The 18,819-nt window shown below is 29.9% G+C and carries 15 protein-coding genes; 2 read left to right on the forward strand and 13 right to left on the reverse strand.

Annotated features, from left to right (window positions below; all coding sequences use genetic code 11):
• Nucleotides 1–5 precede the first annotated feature (5 nt).
• The 4 genes from R3X25_RS10850 to R3X25_RS10865 all read right to left on the reverse strand — a co-directional run bounded on the left by R3X25_RS10850 (nucleotide 6) and on the right by R3X25_RS10865 (nucleotide 7,237).
• The gene (locus R3X25_RS10850; protein WP_317674695.1) at nucleotides 6–2,384 is read right to left on the reverse strand and encodes a polysaccharide biosynthesis tyrosine autokinase; all 2,379 of its coding nucleotides are present in this window, start codon (nucleotides 2,382–2,384) and stop codon (nucleotides 6–8) included.
• 17 nt (nucleotides 2,385–2,401) lie between these two features.
• Nucleotides 2,402–3,181, reverse strand: a complete 780-nt coding sequence (locus tag R3X25_RS10855) for a polysaccharide biosynthesis/export family protein (RefSeq protein WP_317674697.1) — start codon at nucleotides 3,179–3,181, stop codon at nucleotides 2,402–2,404.
• Nucleotides 3,174–5,063: a nucleoside-diphosphate sugar epimerase/dehydratase gene (locus tag R3X25_RS10860; RefSeq protein ID WP_317674699.1), complete on the reverse strand. Its 1,890-nt coding sequence runs from the start codon at nucleotides 5,061–5,063 to the stop codon at nucleotides 3,174–3,176. Before R3X25_RS10860 ends, R3X25_RS10855 begins: the two co-directional genes overlap by 8 nt.
• 1,055 nt (nucleotides 5,064–6,118) lie before the next feature.
• Nucleotides 6,119–7,237, reverse strand: coding sequence for a DegT/DnrJ/EryC1/StrS family aminotransferase (locus R3X25_RS10865; RefSeq protein ID WP_317674701.1), 1,119 nt, complete (start codon nucleotides 7,235–7,237; stop codon nucleotides 6,119–6,121).
• Between the two features lie 92 nt (nucleotides 7,238–7,329).
• Here R3X25_RS10865 and R3X25_RS10870 point away from each other — a divergent pair, with 92 nt between their 5' ends.
• Complete coding sequence (locus tag R3X25_RS10870; protein WP_317674703.1) at nucleotides 7,330–8,259, forward strand: NAD-dependent epimerase/dehydratase family protein; 930 nt, start codon at nucleotides 7,330–7,332, stop codon at nucleotides 8,257–8,259.
• Nucleotides 8,260–9,216 carry a glycosyltransferase family 4 protein gene (locus R3X25_RS10875; protein ID WP_317674705.1) on the forward strand — a complete coding sequence of 319 codons (957 nt, stop codon included), beginning with the start codon at nucleotides 8,260–8,262 and terminating at the stop codon, nucleotides 9,214–9,216. It abuts the gene before it with no gap.
• A 538-nt stretch (nucleotides 9,217–9,754) separates the two neighbouring features.
• Here the strand turns inward: R3X25_RS10875 and R3X25_RS10880 are convergent.
• From R3X25_RS10880 to R3X25_RS10920, 9 genes are all read right to left on the reverse strand, one after another.
• Nucleotides 9,755–10,042: a GIY-YIG nuclease family protein gene (locus R3X25_RS10880; RefSeq protein WP_317674707.1), complete on the reverse strand. Its 288-nt coding sequence runs from the start codon at nucleotides 10,040–10,042 to the stop codon at nucleotides 9,755–9,757.
• A 749-nt stretch (nucleotides 10,043–10,791) separates the two neighbouring features.
• Nucleotides 10,792–11,790, reverse strand: a complete 999-nt coding sequence (locus R3X25_RS10885; RefSeq protein WP_317674709.1) for an O-antigen ligase family protein — start codon at nucleotides 11,788–11,790, stop codon at nucleotides 10,792–10,794.
• Between the two features lie 657 nt (nucleotides 11,791–12,447).
• Nucleotides 12,448–13,191 (reverse strand): glycosyltransferase family 2 protein, encoded by a 744-nt coding sequence (locus tag R3X25_RS10890; RefSeq protein WP_317674711.1) that lies wholly within the window; start codon nucleotides 13,189–13,191, stop codon nucleotides 12,448–12,450.
• A 2-nt stretch (nucleotides 13,192–13,193) separates the two neighbouring features.
• Entirely contained in the window at nucleotides 13,194–14,114 is a 921-nt protein-coding gene (locus R3X25_RS10895) for a glycosyltransferase family 2 protein (RefSeq protein WP_317674713.1), read from the reverse strand.
• The gene (locus tag R3X25_RS10900; RefSeq protein WP_317674715.1) at nucleotides 14,107–14,652 is read right to left on the reverse strand and encodes a putative colanic acid biosynthesis acetyltransferase; all 546 of its coding nucleotides are present in this window, start codon (nucleotides 14,650–14,652) and stop codon (nucleotides 14,107–14,109) included. Before R3X25_RS10900 ends, R3X25_RS10895 begins: the two co-directional genes overlap by 8 nt.
• A gap of 11 nt (nucleotides 14,653–14,663) precedes the next feature.
• Nucleotides 14,664–15,977 (reverse strand): Coenzyme F420 hydrogenase/dehydrogenase, beta subunit C-terminal domain, encoded by a 1,314-nt coding sequence (locus R3X25_RS10905; RefSeq protein WP_317674717.1) that lies wholly within the window; start codon nucleotides 15,975–15,977, stop codon nucleotides 14,664–14,666.
• Nucleotides 15,978–16,030: 53 nt separating this feature from the next.
• On the reverse strand, nucleotides 16,031–17,143 hold the full coding sequence (locus tag R3X25_RS10910; protein ID WP_317674719.1) for a polysaccharide pyruvyl transferase family protein: 1,113 nt from the start codon (nucleotides 17,141–17,143) through the stop codon (nucleotides 16,031–16,033).
• 1 nt (nucleotide 17,144) lies between these two features.
• Nucleotides 17,145–18,320 (reverse strand): glycosyltransferase, encoded by a 1,176-nt coding sequence (locus tag R3X25_RS10915; RefSeq protein WP_317674721.1) that lies wholly within the window; start codon nucleotides 18,318–18,320, stop codon nucleotides 17,145–17,147.
• A 58-nt stretch (nucleotides 18,321–18,378) separates the two neighbouring features.
• The gene (locus R3X25_RS10920) at nucleotides 18,379–18,789 is read right to left on the reverse strand and encodes an acyltransferase (RefSeq protein ID WP_317674723.1); all 411 of its coding nucleotides are present in this window, start codon (nucleotides 18,787–18,789) and stop codon (nucleotides 18,379–18,381) included.
• Nucleotides 18,790–18,819 lie beyond the last annotated feature (30 nt).

Below are 18,819 nucleotides of genomic sequence, written 5' to 3' on the forward strand. Positions count from 1 at the left end.
ATTTATTATTTGATTTTCTTTTTAATTTTGTTGAATAGACCTTTATTAGATTTTTTAGCAGCCCCATCATTTCCATAACCATAACCATAACCATAGCCATAGCCTCTCTCATAATCAGTATCATTAATTAATACGGCCATGTTAGGTAATCTGTTTTCATTATACATGGTTTTTGGAACCTCTAACAATCTTTTATCTAAATAATTTGCTCTAATTACATAAATAAATAAATCTGCATAAGAACTAATTAGCAAGGTATCTGTTACCAAACTAACCGGAGCTGTATCTACAATTATATAATCATAATTTTCTTTCCCCCAATTTATCACCTCTTCAAATCGTCCATTCATTAATAATTCTGCAGGATTAGGTGGAATAATTCCAGAGTGAATCATATCAAACCCATACGCTTCAATTCTGTTCACCACATCTTTTGGACTCAATTCTTCGTTTCTTAAAAAATGTGTTAACCCCTTACTATTTTCCATTTCTAAATAATCAATAATTTTAGGGTTTCGAATATCAGCACCTATTAATAATACTTTTTTAGATGATAATCCCAATACAGATGCTGTATTAATAGCTATAAAGGTTTTTCCTTCTCCACTTATTGTGGAACTTAAAAAAATAATTTTTGACTCTTTAACTCCTTTAGAAAACATGAAGTTAATATTTGTTCGAAGCAATCTAAAAGCTTCCGCAATTCCACTTCTATCCGTATCAGAAACCACAACTTTTTTAGTATGAGTTGTTTTTGGTATATCTCCTAATATTGGAGCAGAAAACATAGCTTCAATATCTTTTTTTCCATGTACCTTATTGTCTAACAAAAATTTAATATAAATAAATGCAAACGGTACAATAAGCCCTATAAGCAATGCTGCCAATAAAATAATATTCTTTTTTGGAGCTACAGGAACTTTACTACCATAGGCCTTATCTATAATTTTAGAATTTGGTATGGTACTCGCTAGCGAAATTGCATTTTCTTCACGCTTTTTTAACAAGTATAAATACAGTGATTCAATTATTTGTTGTTGACGTTGAATTTCTCTAAATTCTTTTTCTTGTTTTGGTACAGAAGATATTTTAGAATTTAGAATATAATCTTGTCTCTTTACATCATTTAAAGAAATTTCTAAAGAGGATTTAAAATTTGAAAGGCTTTGAGAAATATTTGATCTTAACCCTTTTATTTGGTTTTCTAAATTTATAATTACTGGATTCAATTTACTTGAACTCTGTAATATACGATCTCTTTCTAATAATAACTCATTATACTTTTGAGTATTTGAACTAATAGACTCATTAGACAATCCCAAATTAGCAGGTATTAAATCACCTTCATTTCCCTTTAAATAGTCATCTACATAGTTTGCTAATTTTAATTGTGTATTTAAGTCAACAATTCGTTTCTCAATTTCAGCATTTGCATCTAGCACTAAACTAGCTTCAGAATTAATATTTGTTATATTATTTGTTGTTTTGAATTCTTCAACATCGCTTTCAACAGTTTCTAAATCTTTAGTTATAATTGCCAGTCGATCATTAATAAATTTATCTGTTTTTTTAGAAACAATACTTTTATCTTCAACAACTTCTTCATTGTATATAGTTACTAATTTGTTTAAAACATCCGCAGCTTTAACTTTTAATTGATCAACTAAACTAATTTTAATAACACTCGCATTTTTATTTATTGGCTGAATTTGAATACTATTTCTATACCCACTCACTACACTTTGAACAGGAACTATTCGAACTGTTAATTCTTCATTTACACCTATTTTATTTGCATTTAATGGTGTTACAGTTATATCTCCAAAATTTGTTTTGATATTTTCACCAAAAACACCTGTACTTATTTTATTTTCATTTATATCACTTAATACAAATTCATTTGCTCCCGTAATTTTAATAGAAAACATGGTATCTGATTCATAAAACAAAGAATCTTTAGTGAAAAAAGTAAATTTAACAGGACTATTTTTAGCATATACTTCTGAAGTTTTCACTCTACCCGCAGCATAATACTTTACATTTAATTCTAATTCTTTAACAACTTGTGCTAGTAAGGTTCTAGATTTTAATAGTTCAATTTCATTTTCCAATGAGGTTTGTGAACCTCCCATTAATCCTAAATCTTCAAATGCAGAAAGTTCAGATGCAAAAGATGCTCCATTCTCATCATTTATTAAAATAGTTGTAGAAACTTCATATGTTTTTGGGGTATATCTCAAATACGCATACGCTACTACTAAAGCTAAAAACACACTTAAAACAAACCATTTCCAATAGTAAGCATATTTTTCTAGTTCTTGACGTATATTTACAGTGTCATCATTTAAATTTACCGTATTGATCGGTTGTTCGTGTTGCGTCATCTTTTCTTTAACTTTTTTTATCTAGTAACTATCGCTATTATTGATATTAGTGTTGATATTGCAGAAATAACAATACTTGTATTAGGACCTACCATAGAAGAATTAATACGTGCTTTATTTGGTTGTACATACAGCACATCATTTTGAGCCAAATAAAAATACGGGGAATTAAATAATTCTCTACTTGTTAAATCAATAGGTATAAACACTCTGCTTCCTTCCTGTTCTCTAATTAAGGTAATGTTTGCTCTTTCACCTTGAATGTTCAAATCTCCAGCCATGCTAATGGCCTCTAAAATAGTAATACGTTCATTTAACACTGAAATGGCCCCTGGGCTTTTTACCTCACCCAATACAGAAACTTTAAAATTTTCCAAACGAATATAAATGGTTGGCTTTTTGATATAATCTGAAAGCTTTTTTTCTAAATCAAGAGTTAATTCTTTTGTAGTTAATCCAGCTACTTTTAATGTACCCAACACAGGGAAATTAATAGCACCATCACTATCGACTAAATAAGATAAAGGTTTAGCATTTGACATGGTAGTTCCTACCATTGGTGTTTCATATAAATTAAAAGGAATTGCAGCTTCTGGATCTACTGTGGATACAACTATTTTTAATATATCTCCTCTTTGTAATTGAGGTTCGTATTGCTGAATGGAATCGTTAATTGCTACACCTTCCATTTCTTGGAAATACACAATTTTTTTTGATGAAACACAAGATGTATTCATCCATAAAACACTCAATCCTATTAGGTAAACTAACGTTTTTACTTTTATTAATCTATTCATGGTCTATTTTTTCAAATTCTGAATTGTTTGAAATAAATTCAGGTACAATTTGTTTTATTTTTTTTACAATTTCATAATTTGTACTTTTTCTTAAATGTGTGCACAAATCATGTAACGAGTCTTCTATGAAATCACAATTTAAAGGTTTTACCTTTGCAATCATAATTTTAGGGTGATGCGTTTTTTTAGTTTTCTCTCCATCCCCCAATAATTCTTCGTATATTTTTTCTCCTGGTCGTAACCCTGTAATGTCAATTTTAATGTCATCTGGATGATTTAACCCTGATAGATGAATCATATTTTTTGCTAAATCATAAATTTTCACAGATTCCCCCATATCAAATACAAATATCTCGCCTCCTTCTCCCATAACACCAGCTTCTAATACGAGTTGACATGCTTCTGGAATGGTCATAAAATATCTAGTAATTTCATGATGTGTAACCGTTAAAGGGCCTCCTTTTTCTATTTGTTTTTTAAATAAAGGAATCACAGAACCATTAGAACCCAATACATTTCCAAAACGTGTGGTTATAAACTTAGTTTCACCTTTTTCTTTTAAACAGCTCACCATCATTTCAGCCAACCTTTTGGTAGCTCCCATTACATTGGTAGGGTTTACCGCTTTATCAGTAGAAATCATCACAAACTTTTCGGTTTTATGTTTAATTGCTAATTCTGCAATTGTTTTAGTCCCTAAAACATTCACATTTACAGCCTCATATGGATTATTTTCCATTAAAGGTACATGCTTGTATGCTGCCGCGTGAAAAACAATATTTGGCTTGTACGCTTCAAAAACGTTTTTCATCCTACTTTCACTCCTCACATCCGCAACAATAGCATTAAAGTTTTGATACTCTTTCTGAACAAACTCCTGCTCAATTTCGTACAATGGCGATTCTGATTGATCTACCAATATTAATTTTTTATAATTGCATATAGCAACTTGCCTAGCAATTTCACATCCAATTGACCCTGCCGCTCCAGTAATTAATATCACTTTATTCTTTAACTCATTTTCAACTATTGGATTGTTTAAATTTATTGGTTTTCTCCCCAATAAATCTTCAATACGCACATTTTTAATTTGTTTAGGATTTAAATCTCCTTCTATCCATGAAGTAGCATGAGGTACAATTTTAACATTTACAGGTAATAAGGATAATTTATCTGATATAGCTATTAACTTTGATGTAGACGAATCTTGAAACGCAATAATTATTTCTGAAATCCCTTTTCTCTTAATAAATTCAGGAGTTATATTTGAATACTTATAGACTTTTAATCCATTAATTCTTTTACCCCATTTACGCTTATCATCATCAATAAAACCAACAATCTGAACTTTATTCTCTTTAATATCTCTTAAAACAGAATAGGTTAACAACCCTGTTTCTCCTGCTCCATAAATTAATATTCTTCTATCTACGTGTAAATCTGAAAATATCAGCTTAAAAAGCTCTTTAAAAACAAACCTACTGGCCACCAAAAAAAACGTGTTTAGTAAAAAATGTATAACTAAAATAGAAATTGGAAACGTAAAGAATGGAATAAGTTTAAATTCCCTATTTAATAAAACAAAACCAGACAAAAAAGAAAACAACAAAATAGCAGCAAAAACAATATTCAGCGAATCTCTAAACCCTGTATGCCTCACTATTCCTTTATAAGATCCAACAACTAGAAAGCTAATTAATGAAAAAACTAGTATAATAGGTAATTGAACTGATAATTTAGAAGAATCGAAATCAAAATTGAAATTGAAACGCACTAAATAGGCTATAATAAACGTATTACAAACTATATACAAATCAATTAGTAATACGATCCAACGAGGTGTATTACTTTTAATTATTCTTTTAACAGTGCTTTTTAACATATCAAAATTTTAGAATCCCAAACAATTCTATGCCTCCTATACTATCAACAAAATTATACTTATACAATTATTTTTTTCTAATGAAAACTTAATTAGTTATTTACATATCTAATGTTATTTCAATAGAATGCAAATGTACTTTTTTTTTATGTATTTATACTTGTTTCTTGAGTAATTGTTCATTTTAAACAATTTGAATTCATAGCGTATTCTTATCCCTAATTTAATTAGACCCTAAAATTTAACTTTGGTTACATTCTATTTTTAAAAAAAGAACTATAAATATTCAAGTGCCTATAAATCACATCTTTAACATCAAATTCTCGTTCTGCTTTTAACCTCGAATTCATCCCCATTTCATTTCTTAAAGTAGCATTTTCACAAACAATAGTAGCAACGACATTACAAAAGCGTATTTCTCATAATTTGACAATCAGACTTTTAAAATTAAAAAAGAAATTACCCAAATAGTTAACAGTAAATCTAATACCTTTAAAAATGTGAGTGAAATAGTATTTATAGAAAATTTATATATTCTTTCTTTGTTCGATAGATGATTGCTTGATTTCTAAATTCCAAATAACACAGTTAGCAATTAAAAATTAGTTTAATTTTAAAAAATATTATTGTTTAATGCCTTTTAAAATGATACCGTTTCGAGTATAAAAAAAACGCCATGCTGAACTTGGTTCAATAGCTGTCAGATAGTACTACGTATTAAATATTGGAACTACAGTTCGGCAGGTTACGCATCAAGCACCGAATGACGGTAAGGAGTACCACGTCGCTATTGCTCCTCGTAATGACAAGTAAAACACGACATTACGAATGAAAGGTAGTGGAATGAAGCAATCTCAACTACGTGACAAACAGATTACCACGTTGCTAACGCTCCTTTTAATGATACAAGAAACACGTCATTGCGAATGAAACGCAGAGAAATGAAGCAATCTCATCTTCGCGACCAACAGATTACCACGTTGCTATCACTCCTCGTAATGACAAAAGGAAGTATCATTGCGAATGAAACAAGTGGAACGTGTCAATCTGTACAATTAAAAACAACTTTTAATTATTCTAATAATTCTCTCTAAATCTTCTATAGATAAACTTGAACCGCTCGGCAAACACAATCCTCTTGCAAATAAATCTTCTGAAACTCCATTTAGATAAGAGCTGCATTCTTTAAAAATAGGTTGTGTATGCATAGGTTTCCATAAGGGTCTCGATTCAATGTGCTCTGCAGCTAATGCCCTTCTAATTTTTTCTCTATTTTTAAATGAAGTAGCTAATATACATGTTAACCATCTATTTGAAAACATACCATTTGGCTCCTCTAAAACATCTATTCCGTTTAGTGATTGTAAAGCGTTTTTATAAAACAGGTAATTTGCCCTTCTTTTTTGCACTCTCTTATTCAAAACTTCTAATTGACCTCTTCCAATTCCTGCTAACACATTACTTAATCTATAATTATAACCAATTTCAGCATGTTGGTAATGTGGTGCTTTCTCTTGTGCTTGTGAAGCATAAAATATCGCTTTTTCTTTTTGCTCTTCGGAATTACAAATCAATATACCACCTCCAGAAGTCGTTATAATTTTGTTTCCATTAAAAGAAATAACGCTAAAATCTCCAAAGGTTCCACAATACTTCTTTTCTAACTTACTTCCCAATGCACTTGCAGCATCTTCAATAATGGGAATTTTGTACTTTTTACCAAGTTCGCATATCTCCTTCATTTTTGCAGGCATACCATACGAATGCACTACAACAATAGCGCCTAGTTTTTCACCGTTCAACAAACGCTCTTGAATGGCTATTTCTAATAAGTGAGGGCACATATTCCAAGTGTCTTTTTCACTATCTACAAATACAGGAATTCCACCAAGGTATAGTACCGGGTTCACCGAAGCCGCAAATGTAAAGTCTTGACAAATTACAACATCACCATTTTTAACCCCAGCAAGTTTTAATGCGAGATGAATTGCTGAAGTTCCAGAATTTAGTGCCACCACCTTTTTCGAAGTGTTAATATAATGTGCAAGCTCGGCTTCAAATTTGTCAATATGTGTTCCAATTGGAGCAATCCAATTTTCTTCAAAAGCTTGAGCGATATATTTTTGCTCTTCTCCAGTTAGATGTGGTGGTGATAACCAAATTTTTTTTACCATGCATAAATGCTTTCAACAAAAGTAAGTTTTTTTTGTGAGTCAAAAATCAACTAAAAACGCTATTTTTACAGCGTTTTTTAAATTATGAATGCATGCATAAAAAAATTTTAGTTACAGGAAGTACTGGTTTTGTAGGGCAAAATTTAATTCCTTATTTAGAAAAACACCACTACACTAGTATTGGGGTTTCTAGAACTGCTTCTAAACAAACTATAAATTATACTACGTTAGCTGAACATGGATGGGACAATGCTTTTGCAATCATTCATTTAGCAGGAAAAGCACATGATTTAAAAAATAGTAGTGACGATCAAGCATATTTTGATGTGAACACGGAACTCACTAAAAATTTATTTCAACAATTTTTAAAAAGCGATTGTTCTATTTTTATTTACATGAGCTCTGTAAAAGCGGTTGCCGATACTGTTGAAGGAAATTTAAAGGAAACTGTAAAACCAAACCCAATTACGGCTTATGGAAAATCTAAAATTGCAGCTGAAAACTATATTTTAAATCATAAATTACCCAAAAATAAAAAAGCATATATTTTAAGACCTTGTATGATACATGGCCCAGGAAATAAAGGGAATTTAAATTTATTGTATCAAATAGTAGCAAAAGGAATTCCTTACCCTTTAGGTGCATTTGATAATAAACGTTCTTTTTTATCGGTAGAAAATTTATGTTTTGCAATTTATACATTACTCGAAAAACAACCTGAAAGTGCTATTTTTAACCTCGCAGATGATGAGGCTATTTCTACCACTAAATTAATAGAAATCATAGGAAAAGCATCGGGTAAAAATACTCGTATTTGGAAACTTCCAAAATCACTTATTCACTTATTAGCTAGTATTGGTAGCGCACTAAAACTTCCATTTAATCAAGAACGCTTGGAAAAATTAACCGAAAATTATAAGGTTGATAATTCTCTTTTAAAAAATACCTTAACAATACAATTACCTATAAGTACAGAGGAAGGGCTTACAACTACCATACAATCATTTCAAGAAAAAAAATAAATGGAAACTATTTTTATAAGCATTGGATTTATTATCGCTGCAATTATATACTTAAAAATTGCAACTAAATTTAACATTGTAGACAACCCAAATTTTAGAAGCTCTCATACCATTCCTACAATTAGAGGTGGAGGCATCTTATTTTTAATTGCCGTACTTGCATTTTTTATCAGTTCCAATTTTCAATACCCTTATTTTGTTGCTGGATTAACGAGTATAGCTATTGTTAGTTTTTTAGACGATATTTTAACGCTATCTGCAAAATTAAGATTGCCATTTCAATTTTTAGCAATAGGATTGGTACTTTATCAATTGGCTATTTTTTCATCGCCTTTATGGATTATAGCACTTGTGCTAATTGTAGCTGTAGCTTTTATTAATATCTATAACTTTATGGATGGTATTAATGGAATTACAGGATTGTATAGCTTGGCTGTTTTAAGCATTTTAGGATTTATTAATTATAATGAAACTATTTTAGACAATAGACTTGTTTATTATTTAGCTATTTCAATTTTAGTTTTCGGATTCTATAATTTTCGAAAAAAAGCCAGAATGTTTGCAGGTGATATTGGAAGTATTTCCATAGCAATGGCACTACTTTTTATAGGTGGAATGCTAATTGCTAAACTTGAAGCTCCTATACTTTTGTTAGCTGTTGCAATCTATGGAATAGATAGTGGTTTAACCATTTTATACCGTTTGTATTTGAAGGAGCATATCATGGAACCTCATAGACACCATGTGTATCAAAAATTGGTAGATGTTTGGAAATGGAGTCATTTAAAAGTTTCTTTAACTTATATGGTATTGCAACTTCTAGTTAATGTATTGGTTTTCTTTTTTTACAAAGAAAATGTATCGACCCAGTGGATGGTTCTGGTGGTTTCTATTGTTATTTTAAGTACATTGTATATCATTGTATTTAAAAAAACGGAACGGTTGAAATTGAAATAACACGTCATTGCGAATGAAACGCAGTGGAATGAAGTAATCTCATCTTCGCGAACAACAGATTACCACGTCGCTATCGCTCCTCGTAATGACAAGAAAAACAGGTCATTGCGAATGAACGCAGTGGAATAAAGCAATCTCATCTTCGCAATCAACAGATGACCACGTTGCTATCACTTCTCGTACTAACACAAAAAACACGTCATTTCGAACGAAACGCAGTAAATTAAATTCAGTGTAATGAATAGGTTTTTGGTGTAGGTGGATTTAAGATAGGAACTCCAATGGGGCAGATTCCGTGTCACATTTTGACTACGCTCAATGACCGAGCACGGAATGACGGTAAGTAAATCATCTGTTCAGAGCGACGAATAAGCTAAATATGTTAAGGAAAAATCAACGTCATTTCCAACTTGGTTACTCAAAACACAATAGTATCGTCATGCTGAACTTGCTTCAGCATCTGTATCGATGATAGTTTATCTGTTCTCCAGACTCTGAAACCAGTTCAGAGTGACGAATTTGTTCAGAATCTGTATATCTATAAACTCAAATCATCATACAAATCAACCAAATCAGGATTTCCTTCCTTTACTAAATTCCATTTCCATTCAGAATGCCAAGTCTTTAATTGTTTCTCTCTTTTAATAGCTAAAGAAAGATCCAAAAACTCTTCGAAATACATGAGTTCATTCACATTGTATTTTCTAGTAAATGTTGAATTCCCATTTTTATGCTCACCAATCCTTCTCACCAAATTAGAGGTAACACCAACATATAAGGTTGTTTTGTTTTTATTGCTTAAAATATAGATATAACTCTTTTGCATTGCTTTTTTTATATAAAAAAATGGAAATAAATTAGAAACGTCATGTTGCAAATTGTTCAATGACTTAAATTGATATAGTATCGTCATGCTGAAATCTGTTCAGCATCTGTTAGTTGTGAACTAAAAACTGTAATTGAAACTCCAGTCCAGCAGACTCTGAACTAAATTCAGAGTGACGAGTTGGTTTAGAGTGACGAAAACAAAAGAAACGTCATGCTGAAATCTGTTCAGCATCTGTTAATTGTGAACTAAAAACTGTAATTGAAACTCCAGTCCAGCAGACTCTGAACTAAATTCAGAGTGACGAGTAGGTTTTTGGGTATGGTGGATTCAAAGTAAAAACTTCAGATGGGCAGATTCCGTGTCACATTTCAACTACGCTCAATGACCGAACACGGAATGACAGAAATACAAAACGTCATGCTGAACTTGGTTACTCAAAACACAGTAGCAACGTCATGCTGAACTTCGTTCAGCATCTGTAGGTTGTTAATTAGATACTGTAATTGAAACTACTATTCGGCAGACTCTGAAACAAGTTCAGAGTGACGGAAAGCAAGGAATGACGGTTTTATCTAACTTTTTAACAAGCCTAACACCTTCCAAAAGCTCTAAAAAATTCACTTCTAGCCTATTATATATTATTTTTTTGAAAATTTTTCACACTTTCAATTTCTTCTTTAATCATTTTAGAAAAAATCAATACTATTAGCTTTAATTTCTATTCTATTTTATACTTAAAAAAAATATTACTTAATTTTAAAATTCTGTTTATCCTTTAATAAATAATTTTTTATCGAAAACAAAAAGGCAACAGCTATCCAAAATTTATAATTTTGATAAATTGATGATGAAACAAATGAAAAAAATAAGTATTGTATAAAATAAAGTGATATCCAACTATAATTTGAAGTAACAATTAATTTAAAAGATATCTTAATCGCTAAAAAACAGATTACTAAAAATATAACTCCTCCAACTATTCCTAAAGTGTAGAAAGCCTCAATCAGAAAATTATGGGGATGCATCATAGAGGTTTTAGAGTTCCAGAAATATTCTAGTAGAAATGTATTTCCAACCATTGGGTTTTCAATAAATTTTTCAAACGAAATACGCCATAAATCTAATCTAATACTACTGGACTGATCCGTACCCTGAAAAAAACTCATACTTCTCTCTAAAAATGAGCTTTTATAAAACTTTAAAACTCCCCATACTATACCAATATTTAATATTGGAAAAATAATTTTAAATTTTAATGACATATTTTTTAAAAGCAGTTTCCTATTAAAAAAAACAAAGAGAAATATACCTCCCAATAAACTTAGAAAAGGCCCTCTACTACCAGAAACAATGATTATCATTATTCCTACTAAAAAAGAAATTGAGTTTATTAAAATATTTAATACTCCTTTAGTTTTTAAAAGATTATAACACGGATAAACATAAAAATAAAGTGAAAACAACGATAGCGTAGTGCCTATATGTCCAAAAATAATAGGATAAATTTTAAGTATTCCCGAAGATCTACCATAATTTATAGGTAATTTATATGGAAACAGATTTATAATAGCAATACTAAATAAAATAATATAAATCCATTTAGCTATAAATTGACTTTTTATTTTATCCATAGGAGTAAAATATATACTAAGAGCCGGAATAAATGTTATTCCAATTGCTTTAGCAAAATAATCATAGCCACTTAATTTATAGGGTAAATTAAAAAAATAAAAACTATACATCATTTTACTTAAATATAAGAGCCAAAAAATGACTAAAATAACAAAGTGTTTAGATTTAAATTTTGAAAAGTCGAATGAGGCTATTATTACCAGAGTTGATATAAATACTGAAAACCCTCTATAAACAATATTAGCGTTTCGCTGATCTAAATCAGTTAAACTTGGTAAAAAAGTAAAGATCATAAAACCTACAAATAAATTAAGTATGTTAAAATTATACAAAGTAATTTTATACTGTTTTAATTCGCTATAAGTCATTTTAAAAAGTATTTATTTTACACACTTTCAGGGTCGTTAAACATTTATATCAGTATTTAATTTTGCAAATTAAGATAAAAAAACTCCACAAAGATGCGATTTTATCAAAAATAATATTTTAAGATAGAATCTAATTCTCAGCAACTAATTTTGATTTCGTATAAACTATTTTTGGATATTGAATATACTATTCATTTTCAAATCAGGAAACACCCATTGTATTGAAGTTATTCTTTTTTAAATAAGGCATAAGAATCAACCCTACAAAACCTGCACTACCTATTTCAAATATAGGTTTATTAATGTCTTGATTTTAAACTTTCATTCTATTTCATGAAATTCTGAAATCGAACATTCAGCAAAGCTCAACAAATTCAGAATGACATTTATTTCAAAGTGGTGTCATCGTTTCAATAAACCTGAAATTTTCCAAATCCCCCTTAATCTTACTTTTAAAGGCGAAAATTTAATTTCATTGCGTGTCAATGCTTTGGCAATTTCTTTAGAAATTAACTGGTAACTTTTCACTCCTGAAGAGCTTAAACCTCCAATTAACATTTTAGTAGTTGTAATACCTGAATACTTCCAAGTAATGTTGTGTTTTAAAAAGAAACGGGTAATTAATTCGTAATCTGCTCCAATGGTAAAATCTAAATGGTACAGCCCAAAACTATCAAATAAAGTTCTTTTAAAAAATATAGCTGGATGTGGTGGCATAAAACCAATTTTTAACTTTTCTGGATTCCACTTTGCAGCGCTATAGGTGCGTACAATTGTTCCATCTTGTTTATGCTGTACAATATTTCCAACGGATGCATCAATAGCGTTCTGGCTATGAAAATTAGCAACTTTTTTTAACACGTTTTCACTAGCAAAAGTGTCATCAGAGTTTAAAATTCCAACTAGGTCTCCTGTTGCTAATTGAATGCCTTTGTTCATGGCATCGTATAGACCTTTATCTGGTTCAGATATCCATTTTGTAATTACGTCTTCATTTTTTTTAATAATAGCAACTGTAGTATCTTTTGAATTTCCATCTACTACAATATACTCAACATTGGCATGCGTTTGCCCTGCTACCGATTGAATGGTTTTTTCTAATGTTGTTGCGCTGTTATAGCAAACGGTAATAATGGAGATTTTCATAATTATCCTATTTTGGTTACATCATAACCATATTCTTCTTTAAAGTATTGAATTAGGTTGCTTTTATTCTTTCCTGCAATTTTATAGGCTTCATAAATTTTTACATCCACCAAAAAACGATACCAACCACATTGTAAAGCATTCCAAATAAACCCTCTTTTACCTTCCAAAATTCCACCTTGTAAAAAATAACGTACAAACCAAAATAGTATTGGTCTTACAAATAAAGGTAGTTTTAAATAACGTTGTTTTAGCCAACGTCTTCTTTCTTCACTAGTTCCAAAAAATTTACCAGCAACTACATTTGCATTGGTAAAATTATAGATTTTATCTAAAATATCAATGGCTTCACGCGTGGCATAACTATTATGCTTTTGCGTCCACCAAGTTATATTATTTAAGTTATTATCTATTAAATCTCCTTCAACTTCAACAGTTTTACCTTCTGCTAATTTCATCCGTTCATCCATCCAACGTTGCTCACATGTAGCAGTTCCTGTTCTCCATATTTTTAGGTGCCAAATAGGGTACATTCCTCCTTTTTTTAATGGTTTTCCCATAAAATATATTAAACGTTTTACTCTAATACCATTTACATCTTCGGGTATTTTAGCTAAATTATTTATCAAACTATTTTGCAAATTTTCTGACAAATACTCGTCTGCATCTACACGAATTACCCATTTACTAGTTATGGATGCATTTTTTAAACCCCAATTAATCTGGTCGGCATGGTTTATAAATTTATGTTGATAAAAGTCACAGTTATTTTGTTCTGCTATTTTTTGAGTACTATCTGTAGAAAAAGAATCTATAATTACTATAGATTCACAAATATTTTTAACGGAATCTATACAACGTTGTAAATGTTGTTCTTCATTATAGGTTAAAATAAAAGCCGTTAAAGATTGTTTACTACTCATTTATAATTCTTTTTTTTATAAATTTTGCTGGGTTTCCACCAACTACAGTCCAAGGTTCTACATTTTTAAATACGGCTGACCTTGCTCCGACAACAGCGCCTTCTCCAATAGTTACTCCCATACCAATAAAAGTATCTGCTGCTACCCATACCCTATCTTTAATTGTTATTTGTTTGGAAACAAGAGGTAATAAATTTTTAGATATATCATGAGACGCGGTACATACATAACTCCCTTGAGAAATAACACTATTTGAAGCAATTACAACTTTTGACTTATTATAAATTTCAACATTAGGGCCTAAACAAGAAAATTTATCAATCTCTAAATTCCAAGGAGCAAAAATATCACAACTTGAATAAATCAATACTCTTTTATGTATTTTGGCTCCAAACATTCGAAGTAAGGCATTTCTAATAAAGAATAATTTTTTACCTATTAATAACCGAAAGATTGTTTTATTGATAACATTCCAAAAAATTCTTTTAATAAATTTAGGCTTTTTTTCCGAATACTCATTTAATTTTATTTCTTCCATGCCATCTATTATTAAAAAATTCGCTTTAACCTTTCCAATACTCCTCTTTTATAATGATTAATTTTTGTAACCATTCTCAATCTCTTCAAAACTAACATCATCTCCTTATCAAAATAGTCAATATCACGTTTACTCTTCCAAGTAACTAAACTTTTTTCTCTGGTTATTCTTCGCATACGCTGTATAAGTTTAACCTCTGGTGATAAAAATTTATTGAAGATTCTTTTCGGAGGTAAATTTTTAATCTCGGATAATTTCATTCTATACGATAGGCAATCCTGCCTATGTGTAAAACTACCTTTTTGCGATCTTACAAATTCAGATTCAGGGAGCATTTTCACATTTAAAAAACTGCTTTTAATCCCATCAATAATAATATTATCTGCCAAAGTCGATCTAGTAACAATTACATTATTACCTCCACCTTCATTTACATAAGGCCTTATCCAAGCATCTCCTAAAGATATATCTGCTAATTCCCCTGAAACATCATCACAAAAATCACAAGCATTGCATTTAAAAAGACCTGTCCCCCACATATCGCCTAAAGTTCTCATTTTAACAGTTTGTAACCTTTCACTTTTTTCAGAAATTACTCCAAATGAATAATCACCTGCAGTACTATTAAAATCTTTTACCCTATACTCCACCTTCTTAATAGAGGAATTTTTAACCCCTGTTTTTTGCACTAAATACTCTGTAAAAAACTTACTCTTTATCCCTCCACATATAATTGCAATAGTAAATACAATCTTCTCTTTCAATAAATTATCTCTATATTGTGCTAATCGAATCGCTTTTAAAAAGCACGGGACACCTACTATAGCTACTTTCCCTTCTAAATTAGCTACCTTATCTAAAACTGATTCCAAGGTTACAGGATAATATCTTGTTTTAGAAGTTGATTTTATATTATCTTCTTTACTTGTTATTACATATGAGAATTTATCACCAACTTCTTTTACATTTACTATATAATCAATTATACCTTGATTAATTAATTCTATTGTGACATAAGTTGCAATTCCACCAGATGAAGATGTTTTCCTAAATTCTTTGGAATAACCTACATAAGTATTTTTATATTTTCCAATTTTTGAATGAAACTTTGTCGAGTCATCAGCAGGTAAAAATAAATTAGATATTTCTGTTTCAGTTTTTACTTCATCCTCTGGAAATGGATTAAAAGGACATACAGAAATACATGAGGCCTCTTCCGAACAATCACCTATCTTATGTGGAACTAAAAAACCTAAATCATTCCAATCCATTTTTAATGCTTTTGCATCACAAAAACTTGTACATATACCGCAACCAGTACACAAATCTTTCTCTACTATATGATTTATTACGCTTGGAACTCCGCTCATACCGAATACTATTTGAAATTATTTTTTAAAAACTCAATCCCTTTTTGTCTAAACATATCAATTTCTTTATTTACAGTATTCCAGTTAATACGAGCATAAATCAAGCCTTTGTTAATTTCTCCTGGCTGATTAATAAGTCTATCTGCAAGCCCTAAATCTTTAAGAAGAGATTCGAAGCGAGCCATTCCTCTTTCTTTATTTGCAACTGTAATAAATGGTTTGTTAAATATTATAGCAAAAATAGTTCCATGAAAGGAATCTGTTACTACAAATTCAGCATCATAAAAACTCTTTAACCATTGTTCTATAGAAGGATAGATACCTTTTATCGCATTTTGCAAAATCTGAATTTTTCTAAACTGCCTAATACCATAAGGCTCAATACTTAATTCACTAGCCACTTTATTAGCTATCTCTTGTTTTGATGCTGTATTATCTAAAATATAAAGCAATAACTTTCCATTTGACTTTGAAACATTTGAAGCTTTAATAATATTAATATAGTCATCTTTTTTCAATAACATAGTTGGGTCTAACTGATGTTGAGCATTTACTTCTAAAAATTGATTACATAATGTTACACCTGATTTTTCTCTAACTGATACTGCATCAAATTTCTTAACCAAATCCTTACAACGTTTTGTTTCTTTATCTGGGTACTGCCAACTATCTTTACCAAAAGATGCCGCATATGAAACCCGCTTAATGTGATTTTTATCTGACACAAAATCAAGAAAAGCATCATTTATATGTGGAGCAGCAGTGTAATTCCATATTTGATCACTTCCAACAACATAACCTTTAAAATTGTATTTATTAACTACTTCTTTTAAACTTTTATCTGTATAAATATTTGGTGTAAAGTGCTTAATATACTTTCTTTTAAAACATTCGACACTAACCAAAGGTAAAATGCGAAATATAGGTAAGAAACTTGCTAGCTTTATAGTTTCCCATTTAATCCAAACAAGTAGCCTTATAAGTGAGTTATCTCTATTTCGTCTTCGACTAATTATTATAGAATCATGACCTAAATCCTTAAGAGTTGTTTTTAAAGCATAGCCTTGTAAAATACCTCCATAATTCCAATTAAAAGGTAAAGTAAGTTGTCCTATCTTCATATTATTTATTTACTAATTTATTAAATAATTCGTTCCATTTTTTTGATATTTCACCAATGGTAAACTTTTCAGATTCTTCGATACAGTTATTTGACATTTCTAATAAACAATTTTCATCAGTTGCTAATTTTTTAATACTTTTTTCAATATCTCCACTATTATAAGGCACACTTGTAATACATCCTGTCTTTTCATTTTCTATCAAATCATAAACTGACTCATAACTGCCATAAACAATAGGTACAACACCATATCTCATACCCTCTACTATTACTAATCCAAACCCTTCATATTCGGATGTTAATAGCAATAATGATGCTCTTTTATAATAATCTAATGGGTTTTGAAAACCTTCAAAAGTAATACGTTGAATATTACGTTTTAAGACTAATGCCTCTAACTTTTCTCTTTCTGGACCATCTCCAACAATTTCAAGTTTCCAATCAATTAATTCTTTACTAACCTTTTCCCAAACATCCACAATACGTTCTACTCTCTTTTGATTATAATCAATACGCCCAACATAAATTAATAACTTCTCTTTATTTGACTTTTCCCAATTTACTTGATCAATAGTCAAGGGATTTGTAATCACTGTAAGTTTAGAAGTACTTTTTAGCATTGCATAATCAGAAAATATTTTTTTAAAACTCTCTGATAAGATAACATATTGATCACTATTTTTATACACATAATGCATACTTAATCTAATAATAGACTCTACACCAAACCTTTTTAACTTTAATAATTGTTTTTTTAATAAATTGCTCTCTTGTTTTGCTAATGCAATATCAATATCTGTTACTCTGGCATTTTTATTTGGAGCATTATGATAAACTGATATAATTTTACATTTTTTATTAGAACCTCTTGCTTTTCTACACAAAATATTTGTTTGAAAAGGTAAAGACCATTGATTTATAATAATATCGACTTTAAAATTTCTTATAGCCGCTCCTAATACCTTTTTATTCTCTTTTTTTAAAACAGGATAACTTAAACTAATTAGATTTATTTGAGATTTAAGCTCTGATTTTAAAGAAGGTATTGTCTGCTCAAATGAGGCTATAGCCACTTTATAACCATTAGAAACAAATTCATTTGCTAAAAAAGTAGTTACCTTTTCTGTTCCTCCAAAATTAGGATACGTACCTATTAAAAAAAGTATACTTGCCATATTATGTTAATTTTAAGGTATCTATAAATTTTAGTTTAATCTCTTCTATTAAAAAAAATTAGTTGCAAAGATTTTTAAATCCGAACTGATTTTCCTCTATTGTTTTATCTAACATATCTATATGTTTATTTAAATCCTTTTGATTGCTAAATCTATCTTTGATTTTTACAGCTGGTACTCCGCCATAAATTGCAAAGGGTTCAACATTTTTTGTTACCACAGATCCCATAGCAATTATAGCTCCATCTCCAATTGTTACACCTGTCATAATTTTAGAATAAGCACCTATCCAAACATCTTTCCCAATACTCGTTTTATTTAAAGCGCCTCTCCCTGAAAATATAATAGGAACTCCAACTTTAGAATACTCATGATCACCTCCTATAATACTAACATTATTTGCTAACATCGTATACTTACCTATTTCTACTTTTGGGTATACAATAAAATCTAATTTATTTTCTTTCATTTAATCTGAAAATTAGATATAAATATACAT

The sequence above is a fragment of the Lutibacter sp. TH_r2 genome (assembly GCF_033101135.1).
In the GTDB taxonomy this organism is placed as follows: domain Bacteria; phylum Bacteroidota; class Bacteroidia; order Flavobacteriales; family Flavobacteriaceae; genus Lutibacter.

Excerpts from the sequence above, each read along its gene's own strand:
- R3X25_RS10850 (WP_317674695.1), bottom strand. The coding sequence starts at position 2,384 with ATGACGCAACACGAACAACCGATCAATACGGTAAATTTAAATGATGAC.
- R3X25_RS10855 (WP_317674697.1), bottom strand. The coding sequence starts at position 3,181 with ATGAATAGATTAATAAAAGTAAAAACGTTAGTTTACCTAATAGGATTG.
- R3X25_RS10860 (WP_317674699.1), bottom strand. The coding sequence starts at position 5,063 with ATGTTAAAAAGCACTGTTAAAAGAATAATTAAAAGTAATACACCTCGT.
- R3X25_RS10865 (WP_317674701.1), bottom strand. The coding sequence starts at position 7,237 with ATGGTAAAAAAAATTTGGTTATCACCACCACATCTAACTGGAGAAGAG.
- R3X25_RS10870 (WP_317674703.1), top strand. The coding sequence starts at position 7,330 with ATGCATAAAAAAATTTTAGTTACAGGAAGTACTGGTTTTGTAGGGCAA.
- R3X25_RS10875 (WP_317674705.1), top strand. The coding sequence starts at position 8,260 with ATGGAAACTATTTTTATAAGCATTGGATTTATTATCGCTGCAATTATA.
- R3X25_RS10880 (WP_317674707.1), bottom strand. The coding sequence starts at position 10,042 with ATGCAAAAGAGTTATATCTATATTTTAAGCAATAAAAACAAAACAACC.
- R3X25_RS10885 (WP_317674709.1), bottom strand. The coding sequence starts at position 11,790 with ATGATGTATAGTTTTTATTTTTTTAATTTACCCTATAAATTAAGTGGC.
- R3X25_RS10890 (WP_317674711.1), bottom strand. The coding sequence starts at position 13,191 with ATGAAAATCTCCATTATTACCGTTTGCTATAACAGCGCAACAACATTA.
- R3X25_RS10895 (WP_317674713.1), bottom strand. The coding sequence starts at position 14,114 with ATGAGTAGTAAACAATCTTTAACGGCTTTTATTTTAACCTATAATGAA.
- R3X25_RS10900 (WP_317674715.1), bottom strand. The coding sequence starts at position 14,652 with ATGGAAGAAATAAAATTAAATGAGTATTCGGAAAAAAAGCCTAAATTT.
- R3X25_RS10910 (WP_317674719.1), bottom strand. The coding sequence starts at position 17,143 with ATGAAGATAGGACAACTTACTTTACCTTTTAATTGGAATTATGGAGGT.
- R3X25_RS10915 (WP_317674721.1), bottom strand. The coding sequence starts at position 18,320 with ATGGCAAGTATACTTTTTTTAATAGGTACGTATCCTAATTTTGGAGGA.
- R3X25_RS10920 (WP_317674723.1), bottom strand. The coding sequence starts at position 18,789 with ATGAAAGAAAATAAATTAGATTTTATTGTATACCCAAAAGTAGAAATA.